The organism is Treponema sp. OMZ 838 (genome assembly GCF_000775995.1).
Lineage (GTDB): Bacteria > Spirochaetota > Spirochaetia > Treponematales > Treponemataceae > Treponema.
The window spans coordinates 1773223-1799024 of record NZ_CP009227.1 but is presented as its reverse complement, the minus strand read 5'-3'; the positions used below and the strand labels follow the sequence as shown (position 1 = coordinate 1799024).

The window sequence follows — 25802 nt, the reverse complement described above, 5'->3', positions numbered from 1 at the left end:
AACGCAAAGCATAAGTGCGCAAAATATCCGGGAGTCTTACACTAACAGCCATTTGCTTTTTATTATCGCATACTTTTTCTAATTGAACAAGAGGAAAGCTTAAAGTTTGTGGATACCCATAAACCGGCAAGTCTATCGGTTTATTTTATAAGGAAGTCATTACCGTATCCGCTTAATTCAGTTTTAAATGCAGAATAATGGTTCTGCCCCCATCGTCACACACTTTCATCGCGATACGGGTATACAGCTTTAATTTACGCTTTAACATCTTCCGTGCGGTAGTATAAAAGGAACGCTGTTCTATGAGTTCCATGCCGCATTTTTGTGCAAAGGCAGAACCGTCATCTACATAAAAATACATCTGCGCCGAAGTGTTACCTGTTTTTTGTACATACTTATTGGCATACTTTATACCGATTGCATTTGTCGCATCAAAAATTACTTCCCCCTTCGGGAAGCGCTCCTTAATCGCGGATAAAAAAGCCAGCACTTTTTCTTCGCGGAAATACTGAAAGACGCCGGATACAATCAACAAGGACGGGATAGAAGTGTCAATACCATCCGTCCACTCCAGCTTAAAAATATCCGCATCGATCAGCATTTCGTTTTCTCTCGTATTCAAAATATTTTTACGCAACGCTATCACTTCGGGTAAGTCAATTTCGTAAAACGGAGCTTTGATTTCAGGTAATCTAAACGCGGCAGTTTCCAATCCGGCTCCAAGATTAATGATATTACATTTTTCATGCTTGGCATAAAAATTTTTTATCATCTCGTCAAAATTATAATAGCGAGCGACCGAAGCCAGCATCGTATATTGAGACGATGATTTCCAAATCCGCTCAAATGTTCCCGCCGGAATTTTTGATTCCAACGACAAAGCCGTTTCATCATAAAAATATTCAGGAAAATGTTTAGACGCATAGATCCGCGCAGCCATCGGTATCAGCATCGTATCGGCCACGCCGTTAAATTCATTCATAATTACCTCCGCTCAGACTCTGACAGGAAATGCTGAAAAATCTAAGATCTCTGTTTTTTAACACTCTAAATGCTCCATTCCTGTTTATTACATATACAAATTCAATTGAGATTTTAAGTCAAGAGGGGGCAACATTTTTATCCGGTAAGGCTGGTATGCATCCTTGAACTTGCATAATTGCCTGAACCGCTTTATAGTATATCATAGCATGAAAAAATATATTTTATCGTTTGATCAGGGAACAACGAGTTCCCGTGCTATTTTATTTGATAAAGCCGGTACGATTATCGCTACTGCACAACAAGAGTTTACTCAGATTTTTCCTAAGTCCGGATGGGTGGAACACGATGCCATGGAAATTTGGGGAACTCAGAGCGGTGTTGCCCGGCAAGTATTGGAAGAAACCGGAACGCGCCCCGATGAGGTTGCGGCAATCGGCATTACCAATCAACGCGAAACCACCGTCGTGTGGGATAAGAATACCGGAAAGCCCGTATACAATGCGATTGTGTGGCAGTGCCGCCGTACCGCTTCAATCTGCGACGAACTCAAAGCAAAGGGATGGACGGATACGATACGGAAAAAGACAGGGCTAATTGTCGACGCCTATTTTTCCGGCACGAAAATAAAATGGATACTTGATAATGTAGCGGGAGCACGCGAGCGGGCGGAACGGGGAGAACTGTTATTCGGGAATATCGACACGTGGCTCATCTGGAATTTAACCCGCAGCAAGGTACACGTTACCGACTACAGCAACGCATCCCGCACCATGCTGTTCAATATCAACACCCTGCAATGGGATGATGAAATTCTGACGGAACTGAATATTCCGCGTTCAATGCTGCCGGAGGTAAAACCGTCAAGCTGCGTGTATGGCAAAACCGATGAACGCACCTTCGGCGGCGCCGACATCCCCATTGCAGGAGCCGCGGGAGATCAGCAGGCGGCGCTGTTCGGACAAGCATGCTTCGAAGCAGGCATGGCGAAGAACACTTACGGCACCGGGTGCTTTATGCTGATGAACACCGGCACTGCGCCGATTATCTCGCAGAACGGGTTGTTAACGACCATTGCGTGGGGCATCGAAGACACGGTAACTTACGCGCTTGAAGGAAGTATCTTCGTAGCGGGAGCAGCCGTGCAATGGCTGCGGGATCAGTTAAGACTGGTGTACGACGCCGCCGAAACGGAGTATTACGCAGAGCGGGTAGAAGATACCAACGGCGTATACGTTGTGCCCGCCTTTACCGGTCTCGGCGCTCCGTATTGGGATATGTATGCGCGGGGTGCGATTGTGGGCTTAAGCCGCGGCGCTAAGCGTGAACACATTGTCCGCGCCACCCTTGAGTCGATTGCCTACGGGACACGGGATGTCCTTTCCGCAATGGAAAAAGATTCCGGCATTATGCTCAAGGCGCTGAAAGTAGACGGAGGCGCGGCGGTCAATAATTTTTTGATGCAGTTCCAAGCCGATATTTTGAACGTACCGGTGCACCGTCCGCAGGTGCTGGAAACAACCGCACTCGGCGCTGCGTACTTGGCGGGACTGGCAGTCGGCTTCTGGAAAGATATGGAAGAAATTAAACGCAACTGGGCAGTAGGCCGCGCATTCACCGTTCAAATGGACGAAGCGGCGCGGACACAGCGCTATGCCGGTTGGCAAAAGGCGATAAGACGTGCCATGAACTGGGAAAACTAACTCATGTATGATGTGATTATAATCGGCGGGGGTGTTGTCGGGTGTGCTATTGCACGCGAGTTGTCGCAGTACCGGCTGAGCATTGCTCTGCTCGAAAAACATTCGGAAGTTTGCGAAGGTTCCTCCAAGGCAAACAGCGCTATTGTGCACGGAGGCTTTGACGCAAAACCGGGCACATTAAAAGCCCGCCTCAATGTACGCGGAAATGAATTGATCCGCCGCCTTGCGCCGCAGCTGCAATTTCATTTTAAGCAGATAGGTTCGTTAGTTGTTGCTTTCTCCGATGAAGATATGGAGGAAGTTAAAAAGCTCTATGAACGGGGCATTGCAAACGGTGTGCCGGAGCTTGAGATCTGGGATAGGGAAAAGACTTTAGCGGAAGAGCCGAACCTTTCGCCCGAGACGAAGGGAGCACTATTTTGCGGGACTGCCGGTATCGTGTGTCCCTTTGGGATGACGTATGCCTTTATCGAAAATGCGGTAGAAAACGGCGTTGAGCTGATATGCAATGCCGAGGTAACCGGCATACAAAAAATAGATGAGGATATTCAACATGCGCCAACACAGGATACCGCCGTTCACGCTGTAACTGCACAAACGTTGGTGCAAGAACATACTTTTTCCGTAACGACATCGCAGGGAGTTTTTACCGCGCGGTATGTTATCAATGCCGCAGGACTCTACGCGGATAAGATTGCCGCGATGATCGGCGATTGCGATTACACTATCAATCCCCGCAAAGGTGAGTACCGTGTGTTGGATAAGGTATGCGGCGATCTGGTGCATCACGTTATCTTTCAGGCGCCGACCAAAATGGGCAAGGGTGTTCTGGTAACTCCCACCTATGATAACAACCTTTTGGCAGGACCGACGGCACAGGACGTTGACGACCGCGAGGATACTTCGACAACGCTTGCCGGTCTGAACAAGATTGACAGTTCCGCAAAAAAATCGGTACCGGCGCTCGACTTCCGAAAAACCATACGCACCTTTACCGGTGTGCGCGCCCGTCCAAGTACCGGCGACTTTATGATCTATGCTTCAAAGCATGCAAAGGGATTTATTCACGCCGGAGGTATCGAATCTCCCGGATTGAGCTCGGCGCCGGCAATTGCCGAATACGTTGTGGAGCTTTTGCAATATGCAGGAGCGGAGCTGATAAAAAAGCCGCAGGTTGTTACTGCACGGAAAGGTATCAGTCAGTTTTCCGCCCTTTCCAACGAAGAGCGGGCAGCCCTGATTGCGGAAAATCCGCTCTACGGACGGATCATCTGCCGCTGCGAAACGGTAACGGAGGCGGAAATCATCGAAGCAATCCGCCGTCCTGCCGGAGCGCGTACCGTTGACGGTGTTAAGCGGCGGGTACGTCCCGGAACCGGACGCTGTCAAGGAGGCTTTTGTACGCCGCGCGTTTTGGAAATCCTCAGCAGGGAATTACAGCTGCCGATGGAAAACATCGCCAAATCGGACAAGGGTACGGAGATCGTATTGGGAAGGTTAAAGAACACCGCAGAGAGTGAAATCCGCAGCGGTAATTCCTCAAAATCTTAAATGGAAAAAGAGCATGATGAAATATGATGTTGTAGTGATCGGGGGCGGCCCCGCAGGTTTGGCAGCAGCCCTCGCCGCGCGGGAAACCGGCGTAAAAAAAATTTTGATTATCGAACGCGACCGCGAATTGGGCGGCATCCTCAATCAATGTATCCACGCCGGCTTCGGCTTGCATGAATTTAAAGAAGAACTGACCGGGCCGGAATATGCGCAGCGCTTTATTATGCAGACTGCACAAACGGATATTCAGGTAATGCTGAATACAATGGTACTCGATATTTCGCCGGAGCGGCTTATCACTGCGGCAGGGATGGACGGGCTTAAAACCATACAGGCCGGAGCCGTTGTGCTTGCGATGGGTTGCCGCGAACGCACTGCGGGCGCGATTGCCGTAAAAGGGTACCGTCCGGCGGGTGTATATACTGCGGGCATGGCACAGCGGATGATGAACATGGAAGGCTGCCGCATGGGGCGCGAGGTTGTCATTTACGGCTCCGGCGACATCGGATTGATTATGGCGCGGCGCATGACACTCGAAGGTGCAAAGGTAAAAGCCGTCGTAGAGATTATGCCTTTTTCGAGCGGACTCAACCGGAATATCGCCCAATGTTTGGAGGATTACGGTATACCGCTTTTGTTAAGCCATAATATCAGCTTTATCCACGGAAAGAACCGGTTGGCAGGCGTTACCGTTTCGCAAATCGATTCGCATTTTAACGAAATTGAAGGCACACAAACATATTATCCCTGCGACACACTCCTCCTTTCGGTAGGTCTGATCCCTGAAAACGAACTTTCGGTAAAAGCCGGTGTCACACTCGACCCGATTACCAACGGACCGATGGTTGACAGCGCGATGCAAACAGAGATACCGGGAATATTCGCCTGCGGTAATGTGCTGCATGTACACGACATCGTCGATTTTGTAACACGGGAAAGCAGAATCGCCGGTAAACACGCAGGACTGTACGCGCTCGGCGCGCTGACCGATTCGGCTTCCGTTCCCTGTACGCTCGGCAAAGGTATCCGCTATGTGATGCCGCGCAAGGTGTTGACGCACATGCCCGACGGGGTGAACCTGTCCATGCGGGTGGATGCCATCTACCAAAACTCAATCGTATCGGTAAAATCGGGCAACACGGTGCTTGCAACAAAACGGATTGCCCGCATGATTCCCTCCGAAATGATCAACATACCGTTGAGCACCGAAAAAATACGTTCCTTGACGGAACCAATCACCGCAGAAGTTACGGTGCAGTAATGGGGTGTTAGCCGGACGCGGCGTGCACAGAAATCAGGATATCAGTATTGATGATAGTATGATAACTGTTAATGCATACAGTTATACAATAATCACGGTACATAAGAAAAAAGCTCTATGACAATACAAGCATTTGAGAATAAATATTGGTACATGAGTGAACTCAAAGCATTAGCAAAATCGCTTGAAATTCCTTTTGATTCAAAAATACGAAAGGATCAGCTTGAAGAGATGATTATTCAGTTTTTGGAAACCGGAACGGTGAATAAAAAGAATTGTTATCGGAGTAAAAGCCGGAATAGAGACATATTGAATAGTCATACTTATGTTGAAAATTTTAGCAACAAAAAAGAAACATGGGAATTCATACATAGTGAAATGGATAAACGAGTTCGAGGATTAAAACCGAAATCAGGGGCAAAATATTGGCTTAATCGATGGATTGAAGTCAAACTTTCTCATGGTGAAAAAATAACGTATAATGATGTCATTTGTGAATACATTCGGTTAAACAAAACGGAAGGAAAGCTTCCTCAAATTCCATCCTGTAAATTTAATAACTTCATCAGTGATTATCTGGCAAATGAAAAAAATGCAACAAGAGAAGATGCTTTAGAGGCATGGAATAAGCTAAAAGATATGAAAGTCAAAAAAGATTATATAACGTGGAAAAAAATCAACACCCCTGACGCAGAGATAAATATATAGAGAAACTTTAATCTTCCCTCTGCCCTTGCAAAAAAATATCCCGCTGCAGGTAAAGCGTGGGCATGGCAATGGGTGTTTCCTCAAGTACACCGATTCGCCTTTATCCCATTTAGCGAAGATAGGCCTAATCTGGTTGTTGATGATGTGTTCCGGTGTTTATTATGGAAGAAAAATTTAATTTCTTATCTTGTAACAGTTTAGCTTACAGATGGGGCGTTCGTATGATATTATGAGGAAGGGCCGAAAAGATGTTAGATTGACCTGCCTAGAGGCAAGCGAGCACAGAATCAATCGAAACAGGCATTCGACTGAGAAATAGAACTCGCAATGGAAAAAGACATTGCGAAAGGAAGGTTGACATGAAACAGAGGAAAGTAGTTTCAATAATTGGCGCATTAGTTTTAATAATTAGTGCAGTACTTGTGATAACAGGATGTCAAAATCCCGCTGGTTCAGGCAATTCAAGCAATCCGAATACTATAGTAATAAAATTTGACAAAACAAAGATAAAGTGTTTTGATGGCAGTAATAATGCAGAGATACCAAGTGATATGATGGTTGCTGAAGGTGCTGTGGTGTGGTTTACTGCAATAAATATTCCCACTGGGAAGATCGTTGATAAATGGATGATTGGTAAGAAAATAGAAAATGCCACATCTTCCGGTATATGGTATAAGATTTCAAAAAATGATGCAGAAGGAAATACCATCAATGTAAGTTATACTCTGAAAATCCCAGCAAAGTTAAAAATAGTTTTTGATGATACAAAAGTTATATGTAAAAAGGATGATAGCGAGATAGAAAAAAACTCTGAAGTTCTTGAACAGGACGGGTTGGAGTTCACTCCTAAAAATATTCCCTCTGATAAAGTTGCTGTATGGAAAATAAAAAATATTGAGCAATTATATGAATTTAATTATTTGTGGTATAATGTTAAAGTTTCCGATGCAAATAATTTAAATGAAATTAAATTAGATTATTCTGAGAAGGATAAAAAAGAAATAACGATTCAATTTAATGCAAGTAAAGTGAAATGTACTAATCAAACAACTAATATAAGTGTAACATCTGGTAGTAAAATTTTAGAAGGAGTAGAACTGAAAGTTGAAACAGTTGATGGTAGTGCAGTTGAATGGGAAATTGGCTCATCTGCCTATTTCGGATTAAAAAAAGAGATACTGTACACTGTATATGAAGGGGATGCAGAAGACGACACCATAGTGGTTGGATTTTAATATTTAAAAATAAAAATCTAACACCCGCTCAACCTCATTTGTTTTGGCACGAAAGTTGCTTTGGCGGTCGCTGCTGTTGCAGCTCCCTTTTTTATGCAACTTTTGCGCCAACTTTGCCGCCGCTTTACGCGCCGGCAAAGCCACAAATGCAGGTTAAGCGAATGTTAGCTGAATACTTTCGAGGTAGAGGATAAATTATGAAAAAAGAAGAAATTGAGAAATACGAGAAACTAATGAAAAATAGACCTCATATAGTAATTCTTGGAGCTGGTGCATCAGTAGCCACAATTCCAAATGGTGATTTAAACAACAATAAAATCAGTGTTATGAATGGATTTCTAAAGAAGCTTTGCCTCGAAAAATTAATAAAAGGAGTAGATTTAAAGACAAAATCAGACAATATTGAAGATATATATACTGAATTATATGATAGACCTGAATTGAGTGATGTCAAGTTAGAAGTTGAAAGCACAATATATGAATACTTTAGTAATTTAAAAATACCGAATGAGCCGACTATATATGATTTATTATTACTTTCACTTAGATCGAAAGATTTAGTTGCAACATTTAATTGGGATCCATTACTTTTGCAAGCATACCAAAGAGCATTACGATTCACGGATAATCTACCTGAACTATCATTCTTACATGGCAATGTTGCAGTTGGTTTATGTGAAGAGCATAAGCGTGGTGGATTAATTACAAATTTATGTAGTGTATGTGGTCAGCCATTGAAACCAATAAAATTACTTTATCCTATCAAGCAAAAAAATTATAATAGTGATTTGTATACTCGTGATTCTTGGAATGTATTAAAACATTATTTAAGGAAAGCGTATATTGTTACGATATTTGGATACAGTGCCCCACTATCAGACATTGAAGCAATAGGAATGCTTAAAGAAGCATGGGGAAATAGTGAAGAAAGAAATTTGGAACAAATAGAAATAATAGATATCAAAAAAGAAGATGAACTTAGAAAAACATGGCAGCCATTTATACATACTCATCATTATCAAACAACCGATACGTTCTATAACTCATTATTAAGTAATTTCCCAAGGCGGACATGTGAATGTGTTTTTGATAATCTTATGAATTGTATGTGGTTAAATCCAGATGGTGCTATCAGACAAAATATGACATGGGATGATATTCATAATTATTATGATAAATTGTTTATTGATGAAAGGCAGAATTCGAATCATACCCTTAATAGTTTTTGGACAGTTAAGTAGCCATCAGCTAACATCTGCTTCAACCTGACATTTGTTTTGGCACGGAAGTTGCTTGGACGGTCGCCTACGGCTCCCTTTTTTTATGCAACTTTCGTGCCAACTTTGCCGCCGCTAAGCGCGTCGGCAAAGGTACAAATGCAGGTTAAGCGAATGTTACTGTGATACTGCTATGCAGTGAACCGCCGAGAGAGACATGACTATTATGGGAGAAAGTGAGGTAACCTCCTCTTGAAAAGAGAAAACAAAGAAGCTATAGAAAAACATCCAAAAATTTGCTATATTAAAGAAATGAGAAGTACGATTACAGATGTAAAGCCTTTTCTGAAATGGGCAGGTGGAAAAAGTCAGCTGCTTTCCGAAATAGGGAATTTTTATCCTCAAAAGATTGAAAAATATTGTGAACCTTTTGTTGGTGGCGGGGCAGTTTTATTTGATGTACTTTTAAAATTTCGCCCAAAAGAAATTTTAATAAATGACATAAATCCTGAACTGACAAACTGTTATCATCAAATAAAAAATGCTCCAGAGGACTTAATTAATTTGCTTTCAAATTGGCAAAACCAATATCAGAAACAGACTCAAGAAGAAAGAAAAACAACTTATTTTAAAAAACGAGAAAGATTTAACGATTTAATAAAAGCTAAAGAAAATTCCTTAGAAAAAGCCGCTTTGATGATTTACTTAAACAAAACCTGTTTTAACGGACTTTACAGAGTAAATTCGAAAGGTTTATTCAATGTCCCGAGCGGCGTTTATAAAAATCCGGCAATCTGCAATGAAGATAATTTGATTGCCATAAGCGACGTTCTTCAGAATATAGAAATAAGAACCGGCGACTACAAGCAAACTAAAAATTTTATTGATTCAAATACCTTTGTTTACATTGATCCTCCCTATCGTCCGCTCACAGAATCTTCATTTTTTACAGCATATTCAGAAAAAAAATTCGGTGATAAAGAACAGATTGAACTTGGAAACTTTGTAAACGAAATTCATGCGAAAGGTGCAAAAATTTTGCTTAGTAATTCAGATCCCAAAAATGTAAATTCTCAAGATAATTTTTTTGACGATTTATATAGACCGTATCAGATTCATAGAGTAAATGCTTCACGCATGATAAACAGCAAGGCAAGCGAACGTGGTAAAATTACGGAATTAATAGTTGCTTGCTTATAATTTTTTATTTGGAGGTACTATAAAAAATGCCATACGGAAAAGATGATTATGCAAAATGCCCTAATTGTGAAAAAATAGCGATAGGTAAAGCTCAGATTGAAGAACTTTTTGGTTATCGGAATATGGGGAATGGTAAAATCATACCTCAATCCTACTGTAGAGATTGTCGTTTTCCTATAAACAATGAGAATGAAACTTCAAATGAAGCGTAATTTTAATCTATGGTTTCGTACTTTTAGGGAAAGTATTGCAACTTATTCATATTACATAGACTTTGAAAAAGTTTTCGTAAATGTGGATTCTATAAAAATTGAACTTAGTATTTTAAATTCTCTTATCGGTTCCAAAAATATAAAATCAGATTTCGAAGCAATTCTTACAAAATATCCTGAAACTTTAAAATGTATTCCGATTTTGCTTGCTGTAAGAACTTCAAAAATTCCTGTAATAGACATAAACGGAAGTTTTTCATTCAATTTTGTAAAAGCAAATTACACAGCAAAAGAATATGTAAATTTTATGGAAAAATCAGGATTGTTTGACTTGCTTGCCAACCATTTAATAAGCAATCTGTTTGATTATGTTACAGGTGTTGAAATTGGGCTAGATTCAAATGGCCGCAAAAATCGTGGCGGTCATTTGATGGAAGACTTGATTGAAAGTTACATTCAAAGAGCAGGTTTTATTAAAGATAAAAATTACTTCAAAGAAATGTACATCCATGAAATTACAGAAAAGTGGAATACTGATTTATCTGCAATTTCAAATCAAGGAAAAATGGAAAAACGCTTTGATTATGTTGTAAAGACTAACAAGCAAATTTATGTAATCGAAACAAACTTTTATGGTTCAGGAGGTTCGAAACTTAATGAAACTTCAAGAAGCTATAAGACACTCGCCCATGAAGTTGCAACAATTAAAGGCGTAACTTTTGTTTGGTTCACAGATGGTTCAGGCTGGAAAAGTGCCCGCCATAATTTAGAAGAAACATTTGATGTATTAGATACAATTTACAACATTGCCGATATCGAAAATGGTGTAATGAAAGAAATTTTCAAATAAATGCTTCAATCATATTTTAAATCAGAAAATCATGATTTCACATTGGTACAAGCCGATTGTACAGAAATATTGCCTCAATTCGATTTTAAATTTGATATGATTTTTGCAGATCCGCCTTATTTTTTAAGTAATGATGGCGTTTCTGTTAAATCTGGAAAACAAGTTTCTGTAAACAAAGGTATCTGGGACAAATCAAAAGGATTTGAAGCAGATAACGAATTCAACAAAAAATGGCTTTCCTTGTGCAGAGAAAAATTATCAGATTCTGGAACAATTTGGGTTTCAGGAACATTTCACAACATTTTTTCAATCGCTCAGTCTATGAAAGAAATCGGCTATAAAATTCTAAACTGTATAACTTGGCAAAAAACAAATCCGCCACCCAATTTGAGTTGTCGTTATTTTACACATTCTACAGAATTTATTTTATGGGCAAGGAAATCTGAGAAATCAAAACATTACTTCAATTACGAACTTATGAAAGAAATCAATGGCGGAACACAAATGAGGGATATTTGGACTTTACCGGCAATCGCAAGATGGGAAAAAGCATTTGGCAAACATCCAACTCAAAAACCTTTACCTTTACTTGCAAGAATAATTCTTGCTTCCACAAAAGAAAATGCATGGATTCTAGACCCTTTTACGGGAAGTTCAACAACTGGAATCGCTGCCAATCTTTTAGAAAGAAATTTTTTAGGAATAGATAAAGACATAGGCTTTCTTGATTTGTCTGTTAAAAGAAGAAAAGAAATAGAGGATATAAAAATAAAATCTCAATATAGAGAAAAAATTTTGAAGTATTCAGATCGGAAAATAAATGATATTATTCAAATACGAGAAACGAAAATCTATTACGGTATTGATTTACTGATAGAATAATAACACAATAACACCTGCTTCAACCTGACATTGCAGACAAACCGCAAATACAGATTAAACGAGAAGTTATATGTAGACGCCCACACTGGGGCGATTGGGTAAAAGAAAAGAATGAAGAAAGTTGAAATTAGTATCATAATATTTCTATTAGTACAATTTACAGCATCTCAACTAATATGGATTGATAAAGAAAAAATATTATTTCCGCTAATGATATGCATCTTTGTATTATACATAAATGCAAAATGGAAAAACATAATATACCAATCTTATACGGACTTATAAAATTCCTTGATCTTGATTATGTAGAAAATATTAGGGAAAATCATTTTCCAAATTGTAATGATATTATACTTGGAGGTTGTGTAGTTAAAGAGAAAAGATATGAAAAAAATATATATGTAAAGAATGCATAAAAGCAAGAGATGAATGGATATTGAAAAATAGATATTCAGATTATGTTTTCTATAACTATAAAGAATAAAATACACCTGTTTCAACCCGATATTTTCTTTGCAGCAAATGCAGGCTAAGCAGTAGTTATGTGTACATTACACGGCGTAATTTTGGAGAAAAAAAATATGAAACAATTTTTTTTAACTTTATTAGTATTGATTTTAATAATTACATCGGTTTTTGCGGACAAAAATAATTTTTATGAAAACGGCAAAGTGATTGATACAATGTATGTTAATTCAAAAGAAGGATTAAAAGTGAGAGGCTATCCGTCTTTAAAATCAAATCGTCTTTGCGGATTACCGCACAGATTACCTGTAAAAATTATTGCTATTGGGAAAGAAGAAACAATCGACGAAATTATGGCCCCATGGCTTGAAATTTTAATTTCGCCTTATGAATGGAAAGACGATAAAGCTGAATACGGTTGGGTGTTCGGCGGTTACTTATCGCATTTTCAACTTGAATTTATTAAACCAAAAACGGCAAATCAATTAAAAGAATATTTAAAATGCGGAAACTGGTCTCTTCCGGATAAGAACACATATTCCAGTGAAGGTTATAGAGAAGATAATCACTTTAATTTTTATACAAAGTATACCTACACCTATTCAAGATCAAGAGAGCCGGATTTAAAGGACAAAGAAGTTGTTGACTCCGATAAAGCTTGGTTTTTCCAAAACTATGGCGATGACGACAACCAAAGCACATGGAAAGTGTTGAATAATCATCAGGTAGAAATTCATTGGTATATTCCGAAATCAATTGATGAAATAGAAATTTTGGAAATTGAGCCTATTGATGAGGCTCAGTGTTATATTAACGGTAAACGATATTTAAACAAGCCTTTTGTACATAGATATCATTGGCATTATTCAGATGTAGTTAAAATGCCTTTAATATATAAAATCGCATATTCGGATGATAATTTACCGCTAAACATAATTAAAGGAGTCAGCACATCTGTTTTTAGCTATTGGAAAGAAACACAAAGTCTTTTTGAATTAAGATATTGTCTAATTTCAAAACTGATTGCGTATGGGATTTCTGCAAAAAACACACAATACGAACAGGAATATCGTGATTATTGGGATCCGATTATGGAAGAACATCAGAAAAAAGTTGATTCACTGTAATTGAAAAAACACATAACACCATATCAAAAGCCGATATTGCGGTCAATCTGCAATGTCGTTTAAAACAATGTTATGTGCACAATGCAAAGTATTGAGAAAGGATTAAAAATGTTATTAACTTATGGAAATATAAAAAAATCAAAATTCTTAAAATATATTTATTTATCTGATTACAATGATGATGAGTATCGAAAAGCATTACGTGAATATAATAAGAGTATAATAAAAAATTTTGAGAAATCTGATTTCATAAAAATATATAAATATTTGCATGATACAAAAATCCATCTGAAACAAACTAATGGAAACGTTGTAATAAAAGTTAAGACTTATGATTCAGAAGAAAAGAAGTTAGTTTATTTTGATATTATTTTTGAAAAAGCTAAGATTTTATCTTGGAACACTGTAAATGAAACCGGTCATATTTCCAGATTAAATAAAAAATATAAACCTCGAGAGTATGGATACGAAGAATTTTACGAAGATAATGGAAAAAAATATGTAACTTTGATTTTATTTGGAAATAAGGTTAGAAAAGGTTTGTATTATCCAATGGTAACTTTTAATTATGAAAATCTTAGGATTAATAGATATAAGAGAGAAATACATTGTTTTGATAAAACAACTGGAAATCTGATATGTACAGAAGATACTGAAATTGATTTTTTTTAAATTAGAATTTATTTTTTCAGATGTAATAAAAGATGATCCTGATTTAATTTATGAATATAAAATAACCAAAGAAAATATGAATAAATTGAAAACGGCGACAATTTTTGAATTTGATAAATTTAATTATTTTTTATCATATATTAGTATAATATAGTAAAACACACATAATCTACTCGCTTTTTCCTTTTTGTATTTTATTTAATTCGGCGATATAATTCAGACCAAAAACCTCAATCTCGTCTAATACTTTTTGAAACTGAGCTCCCAATTTACTCAAAGAGTATTCAACATGAGGCGGGACTTCGGCAAAGACTTTGCGGTCGATTAGTTTATCTCTTTCAAGCTGGCGGAGCTGTCTTGTTAAAACAGTTCGAGTTGTTGTGGGCATTAATCTTTCGAGTTCATTAAACCTTTTTGTACCCGTACTCAGGTGATATAAAATTATAATCGCCCATTTTCCTTGCAATACTCTTTGAGTAGTAGCGAAAGGACACTTATCATAAATCGACATTGTAAAAAACCTCTCAAGTATTATATTTGATACTATGTATTATAAATGTTCGTACTTACAAAATCAAGACTAAAGGCTATAATAATACTTAGAGAAGTGAGAAACTTCTAAATATTTACTGGAGGAATGTTATGAAACATGAAGTAATGAAGGTCTTTGATGCTTATCGAGATGCACTGGAAAAGGGCGATTTTGCGGGAGCTTTTGCAACAATGTCCGATACTGTTGTATGGCACATGGGAGGCGAAAGTTCGCTTTCAGGTACGATTATAGGGAAACAGGCGTTGGGTGAGCGTCTAGGAGAATTCGCAAAAAGGAGCGGCGGCACATTTAAAGTTATTACCAATTGGGCTGCAAGTAACGAGTGTTTTGTTGCTGCAAGTGTTGTTTCCGTAGCGGAGAAAGGTGCGGATAAGCTCAATGATCCGGGGATCGATTTATTCAAAATAGAAAATGGCAAGATACAAGAAGTATGGACTTTTGCCGAACAACAATCGGCAGAAGACAAATTTTGGGGCTAAGATAACATTTTTCTGTGTGATAGATCATGTATCATAGTAACGTACCGGCAAATCAAGCGAGTGTTTATGATTACACATACCCCATCTGAAAGGTTTTGAGCGGTGCCCCTGCCATCTTTTCGGTTAAGAAGAAGAGGAACCGCTTGAGCTCCCCATAGGCCGCGGGGCTGAGCGGCAAGTGCCGTGAATAGCCGGGAGCTTTTTCCGTTACGGCATACAGATACCTGAAAGCCTCTGCAGAAAGCGGAAACGTATAGGCATCGAACCGGCGGCAGGCACTACAAAAGCATTCATCCTCTGCGGGGCTATACACGGCACAACACGTTTCCGCCGGGCAGGACGCGGCGTTTGCCGCAATTTCAGCGTCGACTGCAATCTCGACGCCGCATGTGCCGCTGTTCCTCCACCCCGTAGCATTGGTTACACTCCTGCCGCCGCTCCCCGCACCGACGCTTACAATTTCCGCACTGCCGGTTACAACCCCGGCGCTACGTGCAATCTCGATACCGCACGTGCCGCAGTGGAATATATCGGGGGCAACGCCTGCGGTCTGCAACAGCCGCCATAAAAAGCGCAGGAGCCCGCGCTCGCATCCTTCATCGTCGGAAACGCACAGCCCATCCAAAAAAGCGTTTACCAGCTGCCAATTCACCGTACCGCAGGTCTTTATCGTGATTTCGCTGCACACGGCAGCGCACCAGCTGCGGGCTAAACTTTCGCGCAGCTCCATCCGGTAGGCGCTCACTGAAAAATCGGTAATTTTGTTTGAATTTTTTATTGGGTTTGAATAGAGCCAGACTTGCCCGCTCTGATAGGTAGAAACCATCCCCCGCAGTTTACTCCGCGCGCCGCCGAACAGGGTTGCCGGTACAATGGTACACCCGTGCTCCTGCGGCACAAGGAGCAACACGTTCCGGTGGTCGCTGCTAAAAGAAGAAACCGACAGCACAAGCGCCTCGGTATTCCAAGAACGATTACTCATACTACCGGTTTTACGGTCGGAACGTGTAAGTACGGTACATACAAACGCATCATGTACCGGTACGCTGCATACCGGTACATCCCGTATAAGTACGCAGCGTTGCGGTACACCACGCTACCGGGGTTAAAATTCCGCAGATTTCGGAGTCCGCGGATACGGAATAACATCGCGGATATTCGCCATACCGGTAACATAGAGGAGCAGCCGGTCAAATCCAAGCCCAAATCCCGAATGCGGTACGGTTCCGTAGCGGCGCAAATCCAAATACCACCAGTAGTTTTTGACATCAAGGCCGAGATCGGTCATACGGGTTTCCAGCGCGGCAAGGTTGTCTTCCCGTTCGGAACCGCCGATAATCTCGCCGAGTCCCGGCACCAGCACATCCATCGCCCGCACCGTTTTACCGTCATCGTTTTGCTTCATATAGAAGGCTTTTATTTCCTTGGGATAATCCGTTACGATAACGGGGCCTTGAAAGACCTGCTCGGTCAAATATTTTTCGTGCTCGCTTTGAAGATCGCAACCCCAGAACGGTTTAAACTCAAACTCGGAAGCATGCTTTTCAAGTTCCTTCACCGCATCGGTATAGGTGATGCGGGTAAACTTGGACTCCACCACGTGTTCCAGCGTTTCGATAAGACCCGGTTTAATCTGTGCATTAAAAAACTCAAGGTCGGCTCTGCAATGAGTTAACGCCCATTTAAGGAGATAGACAACAAATTTCTCCGCTAAATCCATGTTGTCCTCAAGCCGGAAAAACGACATCTCCGGTTCTATCATCCAAAATTCGGAGAGGTGCCGCGTCGTGTTTGAGTTTTCCGCACGGAAGGTCGGGCCAAAGGTATAGACCCGTGAAAGAGCGGTTGCATACGTTTCTATTTCCAGCTGACCGGAAACTGTCAAATAGGCCTCGCGTTCAAAGAAGTCCTGTTTGTAATCAACTGCAAAGGTGGCAGGATCAACTTTATCTTTTAAGGCCTTGCGGATAATCTCCTGCATATTAAGCGTAGTTACCTGAAACATCTCGCCGGCGCCTTCGCAATCGGAGGCGGTAATCAGCGGCGTATGCACGTACTGGAACCCATGTTCTTGAAAGAAGTTATGCACGGCAAAAGCCATTTGATTCCGTACACGGGCAACCGCTCCGAACGTATTGGTACGGGCGCGTAAGTGAGCTATGTCGCGTAAAAACTCAAACGTATGCCGTTTTTTTTGCAACGGATAGGTTTCTCCGGAAGCCTCGCCGTACACAAAAATCGTTTTTGCGGCGACCTCTACTGCCTGTCCCGATGCGGGAGATTCAATCAATGCTCCGATCGCTTTAATGGAAGCGCCGGTCGTAATCCTGCTTAATTCTTTTTCGGTTTGCGCATCGATCCCCTTATCGCGGTCAAAGGTGAGCTGAATCGACGCAAAGCATGAACCGTCGTTTACCTGAATAAAAATGAGGTTCTTTGTCTCACGTTTGGTACGCACCCATCCGTAGACGGCAACCTCCTGCCCGTCCGGTTTCTGCGTCAGTATATCTTTAATTAATGTAATCATTTTAAAATCTCATCCCTATTCGCTGTCGTATTCGATCAGTGTTTTAATCGGTAAATCACCGATAATCTTGTCATAGTGCAAAAACGGCAATCCGATAACGCCGCAAAAACCGACCACCTCGGCGCCGCCCTGATTCAGCATTTTCCGCGCCGCATTCAGCGTGCCGCCGGTTGCAATCAGATCATCGAGCAGCAATATCCGCTGCCCCTTTTGTATATCGGAGGTGTGCACTTCGATCGTTGCTTGCCCGTATTCGAGGTCGTATGAGCAGGAATAGGTATCGCCCGGCAACTTTCCCTTCTTTCTGATAAGAATCAACGGGATACCGAGTCTATCTGCAAAGGGAGCCGCAAAAATAAAACCGCGCGATTCGATCGCTGCAACCGCATCGATTTTTTCATCCTTATAAAAGCCCGTAAGCTTATCCAAACAATAGTGAAACGCTTCAGGATTTATCAGAAGCCCCGTAATATCATAAAACAAAATTCCCTTCTTAGGAAAATCAGGAATCTTGCGAACGGCACTATCTATCAATGTATCTCTCATATTAACATTTTAACTTTACAGGGTATAATAGTCAAGGCAAGGAGAAGCACGGCAATTGCAGCTGAGGACAATTTAAGAACACATTTTTTCCAAAAGATACATTTGGCAGATGCTAATCAAAAATACGCATTCTTTTCTAAATACTTTTTTTTGATATTATTGCCGAATGATGATACGGAATTTGAACGATATTGCAGGGCTTTCGGTAACGATTATGGGACTTGGATTAAACGGTGGAGGACTTGCTTCCGCGCGTTTTTTTGCAGAACACGGTGCAAAAGAGGTGATCGTAACCGACATGAAAACCGAAGAGGAGCTTGCACCTTCTGTTGAAGAATTGCAGCAATATCCTAATGTGCGTTTTGCTCTCGGCGGCCACAATATTGAAGATTTCCGTACGGCTGATATGGTGATTAAAAATCCCGGCGTAAAATTGGAGGGGAATCCCTACCTTGCTGCAGCACACTGCATCGAAACGGATATCTCGATTTTTTTACAGCTGAGTGATGCGCCGGTGCTTGCCGTAACCGGCAGTAAAGGAAAATCGTCAACCGTCAGCGCGCTGTACTACGGACTGCAGCAATGCGGCATACGGGCATTTCTCGGCGGTAACATCACGGTAAGCCCACTCACCTTCTTAACAGAAACACACGCCGACACGCCGGTTGTGTTGGAGCTTTCCAGCTGGCAGCTCGGCGACCTTGCGCACCGTCCGCAGCTAAAACCGAAAATAGCACTTATCACTCATATTATGCCCGATCATCAAAACTGGTACGGTTCGATGGAACGCTATGTAGCCGACAAAAAAATTATCTACCACAACCAAGATAAGACCGATTACACAATCTGCAACTACGATGACGGCTGGGGAAAGGTTTTTGCGCAGGAAACAGCCGGACAGGTTTTTTGGTACAGTACACATCCGTTGCCGCCGAACCTCACCGGTGCATGGATAGCTTCCGACGGTTCAGCTCGCATACGGCTGACACCGGGCGATGACCGCCTGCTGCTGCCCTCCCGAATTACAGTGCCCGGCGCAGCACTCAAGCAAAATGTCATGGCAGCCTCGCTTGCCCTTGCGTTATACGGCGCCGATCTGCAACAGATTCCATCCGTTATGAAAAGCTACGGTGGTATTCCCCACCGGCTTGAATTTTTTTACGAAACGGAACACTTCAAATTCTATAATGATTCTGCAGCAACGATTCCCGAAGCGGCGGCGGCAGCGGTGAATGCCTTTGAAAAGCCGGTTATTCTCATCACCGGGGGTACCGACAAAAAACTTGACTTTACCGCACTTGCACCGGAACTTAAAAAGGCAAAAGCATTGTTTTTACTTGCCGGCACAGGTACCGATAAATTAATACCGCTACTACAAGCGCAACGCACCCCGTACTTCGGTCCCTTTCAAGATCTTTCTACACTGCTCGAAGCAGTCCGCAGAGAATGCGAACCGGCACTGCAAAATAACAATGCTGCAGCAAAAGAAATCGTTGTATTTTCCCCAGGCGCTACGAGCTTCGGTATGTTCAAAAACGAGTTCGACCGCGGTCTCCGCTTTAAAGAAGCAGTGCGGCAATGCTGGCCCAACGTCTAATGCGGATGCACTGCTCCACCCTATTTTTTTGATTGACATACCCTCCAGCTCCTTATAGAATTAAGAGAAGGAGTTCTCTATGAAAAAAATAACACTATTAATTTGTATCGGGTTATGTTGTCTCAGCTTGACAGGCTGTATCGATATCGTGCAGCATATTACCCGTAAAAGCGACGGGACGGAGCAGAACACCATCAGCATCACTGCCACAAAGGCAGTTATTGAGATGTTGGCATCGATGCAGGGGAATCCATCCGTCAATTACGATGATCTTTTTGCTGAGTTCAACACATCGGACATGGAAGAATACGAACAATTCGGTGCAAAAATGACAAAAATAAACGATCAAGTCAATGCCGGATACCTAATCGACATGAATATCAACTACAAAGATAAAGACATACTCAAAGCAATCAATGCAGAGGATATTGACCTTATCCCAAAATATGGGAAAAAGAAAATGACGATTTATGTCGGTTCGCTGCAAGATGATGATTATTCAAAAACCGACAACGAAATGCTGCAATTATTTTTAGCAAGCAGTAAATACCGATTATTGATAAGCAAGACATGTATGCCGTCCATCAAAAGAGTTCTTCTGAAAACGGCAAAAAAATCAACCGAAGTAGGTTATCTGGATTTATACGATGAATATATGATCGATATACCGATTATACTTCTTTTGACGGATAAAGCTACCATCGAGATTTATCAATAACGGCAGGTATAAATACAAAACGGCCTATTAATCCGAACGGGTTAATAGGCCGTTTTTGTTATTAAATATGATAGGCACGGAAAAATCTAAATTTTTAGGTGCCTACTGTCTCAGACTTTTACGCCCAAAGCTTATTTTTAAAGAACCATCATTCCCACAGTCAGAACGACGAGGTTGACGATAAACAGTACGGCAAGCACTTTACCGACAAACTTGAGCCATGTGCTGTATTCGATACGTGCGCTCGCGAGACCGCCCATAACAACACCGCTCGTGGGGGTAAAGAGGTTCAGGATACCGGATGCTGCAGAGAAAATCATAACCATAACAGCGGGGTTGTAGCCTAAGTTCTGTGCAAGCGGTCCCATAATCGGCATTGATACGGTTGCCAAACCTGAGGTTGACGGGATAACGAATGACAGCAAGGCATACAAGATGTATGAAAGCGGTGCAAATGCAAATGCCGGCAAACCTTCCAATGCTTTTGAAGCATGTTCAAGAACGTACTTATCCAAACCGGTTTCACCCATTAATACGGAAGCACCGCGTGCAACAGCGATAACGAGAACAACGCTCATGATATCCTTTGCGCCTTCCATAAATGCGGAAACGATTTCATTTTCGGTAAACCTATTGATAAATGCAATGATCAAACCGATGATGAAGAACCACATACCCAATTCACCGAACCACCATTCACCGATTGCAGCACCGGTTAAGAATGACGACCAGCCCTGGAATATGGTAACATTGAATTTATCCCACGGAATGACGGAAATAATCATCACGAAGAAACCGAATGCGAAGATGCCCATTGTAAGCTTCATTTTTCCGGTATATTCAACTGCAACGTCCGTATCTTTCTTTGTGAATTCCGCATTCATGATTTCTTGTTCTTGCAAGGAAAGGATGGTGGAACCCTTATCTCTCTTTACTTTCTTTGCATAGGACATTACAAATGCACATGCAATGATGAGAGATGAAAGCCATAGAACAATACCCAATGCAATAACAATACCGTTATTTACGCTGCTCTGAATACCGAGTTCTTCAAAACTTTTGTTGATACTGTCAATAGCGATACCGGTTGCAAAGGGGTTTACCGTTGAACCGAGAACGCCGACACCCGCACCGAGCAATACCGTAGCGGCACCGACAACCGAATCAAAACCGGCTGCAACCATCGTTGCTGCCAACAGTCCGTAGAAAGCAACCGTCTCTTCAGCCATACCATACGTTGTACCGCCGATTGAGAACAGTGTCATCAGAATCGGAATAAGGATAAGCTCATTGCCCTTTAATTTTTTTACAAGGTGAGTAATACCTGCGTTAAGAGCACCGGTTTTTGTTACAATACCCAAGAAACCGCCGAGTACCAATACGAAGAAACAAACGTCAAGCGCATTGGAAAATCCATTGTAGGATGCCATAACGATGGTTCCGAGTGTTGCACTTTTAACATCGGGGATAATCCATGTGATTATCGCCAATACAAACAAAATGATATACAAAATCGAGAATGCGGAGAGAGATGACCTCTTTTTTTTATCTTTTCCCATTTTTTTTCCTCCAATTTATTTAAAAGCCGGTTTGCATGATTATACAGTTTTTATACAATATATGATGCAAGCTCCGGTTAGAAGACAACGTCATACTAACCGGAATACCGGCAGTGCTGCGGTAAATAACGTGTATTTATCCGCAGCACCGTAAATTAGTTAGCGGTAATAACCGTACTGTTACCGCCTTTCAGCGCATTGCCTGCATTAGCCAATGAGGTAATAACAGCCTGTCCTTCTTTGTGATTGCGGACAAACTGTAAACATGCTTCCACCTTGGGGAGCATACTGCCTTTTGCAAAATGCCCTTCGGCAATGTATTTTTCTGCCTCGGCAATGTTCAGTTTGCTTAAAGCCTGCTGATTGGGTTTGTTAAAATTGATACAAACCTGATCAACCGCCGTTAAGATAACCAGTTTATCAGCCTTAACATCCGCTGCGAGTTTTGCACAGGATTTATCCTTGTCGATAACTGCATCAACGCCGTGTAAGCCGTCTGCTTTTTGCAGAACCGGAATACCGCCGCCTCCGACAGTAATAACGATATGCCCTGCGGCAACCAACTCTTCGATAACGGGGCGTTCGACAATTGCGACCGGCTGCGGTGACGGAACAACACGGCGGTAGCCTCTGCCTGCATCCTCAACAAATGTCTGATCCGGTTTTTCAGCCTTAATTTTATCAGCCTGTTCTTTTGTATAGAACATACCGATAGGCTTACTGGGGTTTGTGAACGCGGGATCGTTTTCCGATACCAAAACCTGCGTGATAACGCATACGACTTCGCGTTTAACATTCCGTCGTTTCAGTTCGTCGCCGATTGCCTGCTGCAAGTGATAGCCGATATATCCTTGGCTCATGGCGCCGCATTCAGCAAACGGCATTGCAGGAGTTCCCGCACTTCCATTTGCAGCATAGTCCATTGCCAAATTAATCATACCGACCTGCGGCCCATTACCGTGTCCGATAACGATTTCATAGCCGCTTTCTGCCAATGCAACAATCGATTTTGCCGTTTCTTTTACTAAAGCGAGCTGCTCCTGCGGATTATTCCCAAGTGCATTTCCGCCAAGCGCTACAACAATTCTTTCTTTTTTCATATTCGTAGTAACGCTCGCTTTATTTTAAGGTTGCATACATAACTGCTTTAATAGTATGCATGCGGTTTTCAGCCTGATCGAACACTTTTGACTGTGCAGATTCAAAGACTTCGTTGCTTACTTCCATTTCAGGAATACCGAATTTCTCGTTCACTTCGCGTCCGACTTTCGTATTCAAGTCGTGGAATGAAGGCAAGCAGTGCAAGAAGATAGCATTGTGGTTGGCAAGAGCCATCATCTTCTTGTTCACCTGATACTTGCTCAACAGCTTAATGCGGGATTCCCATACGCTGTCGGGTTCACCCATCGATACCCAAATGTCGGTGTACAATACGTCTGCGTTTTTACAGCCTTTTTCTACATCATCGGTAAGCGTAATGGTTGCACCGGTTTCCTTTGCAATCGCTTCAGCAGTCTTTACAAGGTCGGCTGCGGGGAACAGCTCCTTGGGGCCGCATGCGGTAAAGTGCATACCCATCTTTGCGCATACAATCATCAGCGAATTAGCAACGTTGTTGCGTGCATCGCCGACAAACGTCAGTTTGATACCCTTCAAATGGCCGAAGTGCTCTTCAACGGTGAGCACGTCTGCAAGCATCTGAGTGGGATGGAATTCATTGGTTAAACCGTTCCAAACCGGTACGCCTGCATATTTTGCCAGTTTTTCAACGATTTCTTGGCTAAATCCGCGGTATTCGATACCGTCGTACATACGACCCAAAACCCGTGCGGTGTCTTCGATGCTTTCCTTATGCCCCATCTGAGAGCTTGCAGGATCAAGGAAGGTTGAACCCATACCTAAATCCATAGCGGCAACTTCAAAAGAACAACGTGTGCGTGTTGAAGTTTTTTCAAACAATAATACGATGTTTTTTCCTTTTAAGTGATCGTGCGGGGTATGTGTCATCTTCAATTTTTTTAATTCTTTTGAAAGATCCAACAAATACCTGATTTCTGCTGAGCTGAAATCCAACAACTTTAAGAAGCTGCGTCCTAAAAGATTCACACCCATAAAAACTCCTTGCTATTATTTAATAGCGTTTAAAAAATTAAGGAAACCGTTCAAAAAATTCAGTTTTTTGACAGTCCCAGTAATGAAATAATATGGGAAACGCCTTCAATACTTATCTGTATGCAGACGCTTCCCATGCAAAAATTGTACCACAGCCTTTTTAATTTGACAAGCAACACAACACTGACAAGATATCAGCCGTTCCAAGCAGCAATGCGGTAATCCGCAGTCTACATGGAGTACCGTGGTACAAAAATAGCAGAGACCGACACCTGTCTGTTTATCCGATCTAACGGGAAAGAACGTGTCGGCACTCTATGGCAATGTACGGCTTAGTTGTCGCGTACAAGCGGCATACTCATACAGCGGGGACCGCCGCGTCCGCGTGAAAGCTCCGCGCTCGGCATTGTCAGAACCTTCAGTCCGTGCTTTGTGAGAAGCTCATTGGTAACATCGTTTCTTTCGTATACAACGATTGTTCCGGGGCTGATACACAGCGTATTCGAACCGTCGTTCCACTGCTCGCGTGCTGCTGCAATCCTGTCGCCGCCTGCACACTGAATAAGCTCTGCATGGCCGGTACCGGTGTACTGTGCAAGTGTTTTTTCGAGCGTCGTATCATTTTGTACAATCTTCAACTCGCCTTTTGCAGCACCTTTGGTGATGGTGAATACGCGGAGCGGGCCGAGAATACCGGGATGGATTGTGAACTTGTCGTGATCGATCTGGGTAAATACCGTATCCAAGTGCATGAATGCGCGGCTTACCGGAATATCAAACGCAAGGATTGTTTCGATCTTTGATTCGCTGTTAAAGAAGATCTTCTTTGCGATAACATCGATAGCGTTTGCGCTGGTTCGCTGAGAAATACCGATAGCCAAAACTTTTTCATTTATATTGAGGATATCACCGCCTTCAATGTGGGGCGGATCATAGCGATCATAGAACTTGGGTACTTTACCGGCATAATCGGGATGATGATTAAAAATGTATTCGGCATAGATCGTTTCACGGTTACGGGTAACGGAGAACATTCTATTTAAGCTTATGCCGTTTCCAATTGTAGCAAAAGGATCGCGGGTAAAATACAGGTTCGGCATAGGGTTGACAACCATTGACGAATCGGAATCGGCAACGAAGTCTACCAATGAAGCATTGCCTTTGACATTAAGTTCTTTAATATCAATGCCTTCCATCGTTTTTAAAATCAGCTGTTTATTATCTTTGATGTTGTTCAACAGTTCGCGGATGCTTTCTTTGTGTTTTTCGGAATAAACATCGCTTTCGTTAATAAACTGTTCAATAAACTTTGTTCTAATTTCCGGTTTTTTAATTGCTTCAGCAGCAAGGTCTTCGAGGTACAGAACTTCAGCTCCGTTATCTCTCAAAATCTTGGCAAAGGCGTCATGTTCTGCTTGAGCGACTTTAAGGAACGGAATGTCGTCAAACAGCAGTTCGCCTAAGGTGTCGGGAGTTAAATGAAGTAGTTCGGCACCAGGCCTATGAAGCAATACTTTACGCAGTGTTTTAATTTCACTGGTAACACTTAATACGGACATATAAGCCTCCTATAACTTATAGTGCAGGATACGGTAAAAAAACCGTCAAAAGGCTGCTTCGCGTAGAAAAACACTATCAGCCGAGTCT

The 25802-nt window shown here is 41.8% G+C and carries 25 protein-coding genes; 16 read left to right on the top strand and 9 right to left on the bottom strand.

All coding sequences use genetic code 11. The annotated features are described in order from the left end of the window. Positions 1–172: 172 nt before the first annotated feature. Complete coding sequence (locus tag QI63_RS08215) at positions 173–982, bottom strand: class I SAM-dependent methyltransferase (RefSeq protein WP_044015425.1); 810 nt, start codon at positions 980–982, stop codon at positions 173–175. Between the two features lie 208 nt (positions 983–1190). On the opposite strand from QI63_RS08215, the gene glpK reads away from it, so the two are divergent. From glpK to QI63_RS08150, 13 genes are all read left to right on the top strand, one after another. Beyond that, positions 1191–2684: a glycerol kinase GlpK gene (glpK, locus tag QI63_RS08210; RefSeq protein WP_044015424.1), complete on the top strand. Its 1494-nt coding sequence runs from the start codon at positions 1191–1193 to the stop codon at positions 2682–2684. 3 nt (positions 2685–2687) lie between these two features. Next, positions 2688–4235 carry an NAD(P)/FAD-dependent oxidoreductase gene (locus QI63_RS08205; protein ID WP_044015421.1) on the top strand — a complete coding sequence of 516 codons (1548 nt, stop codon included), beginning with the start codon at positions 2688–2690 and terminating at the stop codon, positions 4233–4235. 13 nt (positions 4236–4248) lie between these two features. Beyond that, complete coding sequence (locus QI63_RS08200) at positions 4249–5496, top strand: NAD(P)/FAD-dependent oxidoreductase (RefSeq protein ID WP_044017225.1); 1248 nt, start codon at positions 4249–4251, stop codon at positions 5494–5496. 117 nt (positions 5497–5613) lie between these two features. Continuing rightward, positions 5614–6204, top strand: coding sequence for an SAP domain-containing protein (locus tag QI63_RS08195; protein WP_044015419.1), 591 nt, complete (start codon positions 5614–5616; stop codon positions 6202–6204). A 359-nt stretch (positions 6205–6563) separates the two neighbouring features. Further along, positions 6564–7439, top strand: coding sequence for a hypothetical protein (locus QI63_RS08190; RefSeq protein WP_044015417.1), 876 nt, complete (start codon positions 6564–6566; stop codon positions 7437–7439). Positions 7440–7636: 197 nt separating this feature from the next. Further along, positions 7637–8680, top strand: a complete 1044-nt coding sequence (locus QI63_RS08185; protein ID WP_044015416.1) for a hypothetical protein — start codon at positions 7637–7639, stop codon at positions 8678–8680. A gap of 228 nt (positions 8681–8908) precedes the next feature. Next, entirely contained in the window at positions 8909–9856 is a 948-nt protein-coding gene (locus QI63_RS08180; RefSeq protein ID WP_235619663.1) for a DNA adenine methylase, read from the top strand. A gap of 26 nt (positions 9857–9882) precedes the next feature. Next, complete coding sequence (locus QI63_RS12450; RefSeq protein WP_052185525.1) at positions 9883–10068, top strand: hypothetical protein; 186 nt, start codon at positions 9883–9885, stop codon at positions 10066–10068. Then, positions 10046–10918, top strand: a complete 873-nt coding sequence (locus QI63_RS08170) for a type II restriction endonuclease (protein WP_235619662.1) — start codon at positions 10046–10048, stop codon at positions 10916–10918. The genes QI63_RS12450 and QI63_RS08170 overlap by 23 nt, the downstream gene beginning before the upstream one ends. Continuing rightward, positions 10919–11800, top strand: coding sequence for a DNA-methyltransferase (locus QI63_RS08165; RefSeq protein WP_044015413.1), 882 nt, complete (start codon positions 10919–10921; stop codon positions 11798–11800). A 245-nt stretch (positions 11801–12045) separates the two neighbouring features. Then, positions 12046–12216, top strand: coding sequence for a hypothetical protein (locus QI63_RS13140; RefSeq protein ID WP_215904693.1), 171 nt, complete (start codon positions 12046–12048; stop codon positions 12214–12216). A gap of 165 nt (positions 12217–12381) precedes the next feature. Continuing rightward, a complete protein-coding gene (locus QI63_RS08155) occupies positions 12382–13392 on the top strand; it encodes an SH3 domain-containing protein (protein ID WP_144389678.1) in 1011 nt (336 codons plus the stop codon). An 81-nt stretch (positions 13393–13473) separates the two neighbouring features. Continuing rightward, positions 13474–14064: a hypothetical protein gene (locus tag QI63_RS08150; protein WP_215904692.1), complete on the top strand. Its 591-nt coding sequence runs from the start codon at positions 13474–13476 to the stop codon at positions 14062–14064. A 169-nt stretch (positions 14065–14233) separates the two neighbouring features. On the opposite strand, the gene QI63_RS08145 is transcribed toward QI63_RS08150, so the two are convergent. Further along, a complete protein-coding gene (locus QI63_RS08145) occupies positions 14234–14575 on the bottom strand; it encodes a winged helix-turn-helix transcriptional regulator (protein ID WP_044015404.1) in 342 nt (113 codons plus the stop codon). Between the two features lie 131 nt (positions 14576–14706). On the opposite strand from QI63_RS08145, the gene QI63_RS08140 reads away from it, so the two are divergent. Further along, positions 14707–15096: a nuclear transport factor 2 family protein gene (locus tag QI63_RS08140; protein WP_044015401.1), complete on the top strand. Its 390-nt coding sequence runs from the start codon at positions 14707–14709 to the stop codon at positions 15094–15096. A 70-nt stretch (positions 15097–15166) separates the two neighbouring features. Here the strand turns inward: QI63_RS08140 and QI63_RS08135 are convergent, their stop codons facing one another. The 3 genes from QI63_RS08135 to QI63_RS08125 all read right to left on the bottom strand — a co-directional run bounded on the left by QI63_RS08135 (position 15167) and on the right by QI63_RS08125 (position 18169). Continuing rightward, positions 15167–16078 carry a DNA repair protein RecO gene (locus QI63_RS08135; RefSeq protein WP_044015400.1) on the bottom strand — a complete coding sequence of 304 codons (912 nt, stop codon included), beginning with the start codon at positions 16076–16078 and terminating at the stop codon, positions 15167–15169. Positions 16079–16201: 123 nt separating this feature from the next. Continuing rightward, a complete protein-coding gene (gene asnS / locus QI63_RS08130; protein ID WP_044015397.1) occupies positions 16202–17623 on the bottom strand; it encodes an asparagine--tRNA ligase in 1422 nt (473 codons plus the stop codon). 15 nt (positions 17624–17638) lie between these two features. Continuing rightward, a complete protein-coding gene (locus QI63_RS08125; protein ID WP_044015395.1) occupies positions 17639–18169 on the bottom strand; it encodes an adenine phosphoribosyltransferase in 531 nt (176 codons plus the stop codon). Positions 18170–18335: 166 nt separating this feature from the next. On the opposite strand from QI63_RS08125, the gene murD reads away from it, so the two are divergent. Both murD and QI63_RS08115 read left to right on the top strand, forming a co-directional pair. Beyond that, positions 18336–19766: a UDP-N-acetylmuramoyl-L-alanine--D-glutamate ligase gene (gene murD, locus QI63_RS08120; protein WP_044015393.1), complete on the top strand. Its 1431-nt coding sequence runs from the start codon at positions 18336–18338 to the stop codon at positions 19764–19766. Positions 19767–19845: 79 nt separating this feature from the next. Beyond that, the gene (locus QI63_RS08115) at positions 19846–20484 is read left to right on the top strand and encodes a hypothetical protein (protein WP_044015390.1); all 639 of its coding nucleotides are present in this window, start codon (positions 19846–19848) and stop codon (positions 20482–20484) included. 137 nt (positions 20485–20621) lie between these two features. Here QI63_RS08115 and QI63_RS08110 read toward each other — a convergent pair whose 3' ends face one another. From QI63_RS08110 to arcA, 4 genes are all read right to left on the bottom strand, one after another. Continuing rightward, positions 20622–22043: a YfcC family protein gene (locus QI63_RS08110; protein ID WP_044015388.1), complete on the bottom strand. Its 1422-nt coding sequence runs from the start codon at positions 22041–22043 to the stop codon at positions 20622–20624. 155 nt (positions 22044–22198) lie between these two features. Then, entirely contained in the window at positions 22199–23143 is a 945-nt protein-coding gene (arcC, locus tag QI63_RS08105; RefSeq protein ID WP_044015386.1) for a carbamate kinase, read from the bottom strand. Between the two features lie 19 nt (positions 23144–23162). Beyond that, positions 23163–24155 carry an ornithine carbamoyltransferase gene (argF, locus tag QI63_RS08100; RefSeq protein ID WP_044015384.1) on the bottom strand — a complete coding sequence of 331 codons (993 nt, stop codon included), beginning with the start codon at positions 24153–24155 and terminating at the stop codon, positions 23163–23165. 332 nt (positions 24156–24487) lie between these two features. Further along, a complete protein-coding gene (arcA, locus tag QI63_RS08095; protein WP_044015381.1) occupies positions 24488–25714 on the bottom strand; it encodes an arginine deiminase in 1227 nt (408 codons plus the stop codon). Positions 25715–25802: the final 88 nt, after the last annotated feature.

What these genes read in the sequence shown, in the direction of transcription:
- QI63_RS08215 (WP_044015425.1), bottom strand. Translation starts at nt 982, where the DNA reads ATGAATGAATTTAACGGCGTGGCCGATACGATGCTGATACCGATGGCT.
- glpK (WP_044015424.1), top strand. Translation starts at nt 1,191, where the DNA reads ATGAAAAAATATATTTTATCGTTTGATCAGGGAACAACGAGTTCCCGT.
- QI63_RS08205 (WP_044015421.1), top strand. Translation starts at nt 2,688, where the DNA reads ATGTATGATGTGATTATAATCGGCGGGGGTGTTGTCGGGTGTGCTATT.
- QI63_RS08200 (WP_044017225.1), top strand. Translation starts at nt 4,249, where the DNA reads ATGATGAAATATGATGTTGTAGTGATCGGGGGCGGCCCCGCAGGTTTG.
- QI63_RS08195 (WP_044015419.1), top strand. Translation starts at nt 5,614, where the DNA reads ATGACAATACAAGCATTTGAGAATAAATATTGGTACATGAGTGAACTC.
- QI63_RS08190 (WP_044015417.1), top strand. Translation starts at nt 6,564, where the DNA reads ATGAAACAGAGGAAAGTAGTTTCAATAATTGGCGCATTAGTTTTAATA.
- QI63_RS08185 (WP_044015416.1), top strand. Translation starts at nt 7,637, where the DNA reads ATGAAAAAAGAAGAAATTGAGAAATACGAGAAACTAATGAAAAATAGA.
- QI63_RS12450 (WP_052185525.1), top strand. Translation starts at nt 9,883, where the DNA reads ATGCCATACGGAAAAGATGATTATGCAAAATGCCCTAATTGTGAAAAA.
- QI63_RS08170 (WP_235619662.1), top strand. Translation starts at nt 10,046, where the DNA reads ATGAAACTTCAAATGAAGCGTAATTTTAATCTATGGTTTCGTACTTTT.
- QI63_RS08165 (WP_044015413.1), top strand. Translation starts at nt 10,919, where the DNA reads ATGCTTCAATCATATTTTAAATCAGAAAATCATGATTTCACATTGGTA.
- QI63_RS13140 (WP_215904693.1), top strand. Translation starts at nt 12,046, where the DNA reads ATGGAAAAACATAATATACCAATCTTATACGGACTTATAAAATTCCTT.
- QI63_RS08155 (WP_144389678.1), top strand. Translation starts at nt 12,382, where the DNA reads ATGAAACAATTTTTTTTAACTTTATTAGTATTGATTTTAATAATTACA.
- QI63_RS08150 (WP_215904692.1), top strand. Translation starts at nt 13,474, where the DNA reads ATGCAAAGTATTGAGAAAGGATTAAAAATGTTATTAACTTATGGAAAT.
- QI63_RS08145 (WP_044015404.1), bottom strand. Translation starts at nt 14,575, where the DNA reads ATGTCGATTTATGATAAGTGTCCTTTCGCTACTACTCAAAGAGTATTG.
- QI63_RS08140 (WP_044015401.1), top strand. Translation starts at nt 14,707, where the DNA reads ATGAAACATGAAGTAATGAAGGTCTTTGATGCTTATCGAGATGCACTG.
- QI63_RS08135 (WP_044015400.1), bottom strand. Translation starts at nt 16,078, where the DNA reads ATGAGTAATCGTTCTTGGAATACCGAGGCGCTTGTGCTGTCGGTTTCT.
- asnS (WP_044015397.1), bottom strand. Translation starts at nt 17,623, where the DNA reads ATGATTACATTAATTAAAGATATACTGACGCAGAAACCGGACGGGCAG.
- QI63_RS08125 (WP_044015395.1), bottom strand. Translation starts at nt 18,169, where the DNA reads ATGAGAGATACATTGATAGATAGTGCCGTTCGCAAGATTCCTGATTTT.
- murD (WP_044015393.1), top strand. Translation starts at nt 18,336, where the DNA reads ATGATGATACGGAATTTGAACGATATTGCAGGGCTTTCGGTAACGATT.
- QI63_RS08115 (WP_044015390.1), top strand. Translation starts at nt 19,846, where the DNA reads ATGAAAAAAATAACACTATTAATTTGTATCGGGTTATGTTGTCTCAGC.
- QI63_RS08110 (WP_044015388.1), bottom strand. Translation starts at nt 22,043, where the DNA reads ATGGGAAAAGATAAAAAAAAGAGGTCATCTCTCTCCGCATTCTCGATT.
- arcC (WP_044015386.1), bottom strand. Translation starts at nt 23,143, where the DNA reads ATGAAAAAAGAAAGAATTGTTGTAGCGCTTGGCGGAAATGCACTTGGG.
- argF (WP_044015384.1), bottom strand. Translation starts at nt 24,155, where the DNA reads ATGGGTGTGAATCTTTTAGGACGCAGCTTCTTAAAGTTGTTGGATTTC.
- arcA (WP_044015381.1), bottom strand. Translation starts at nt 25,714, where the DNA reads ATGTCCGTATTAAGTGTTACCAGTGAAATTAAAACACTGCGTAAAGTA.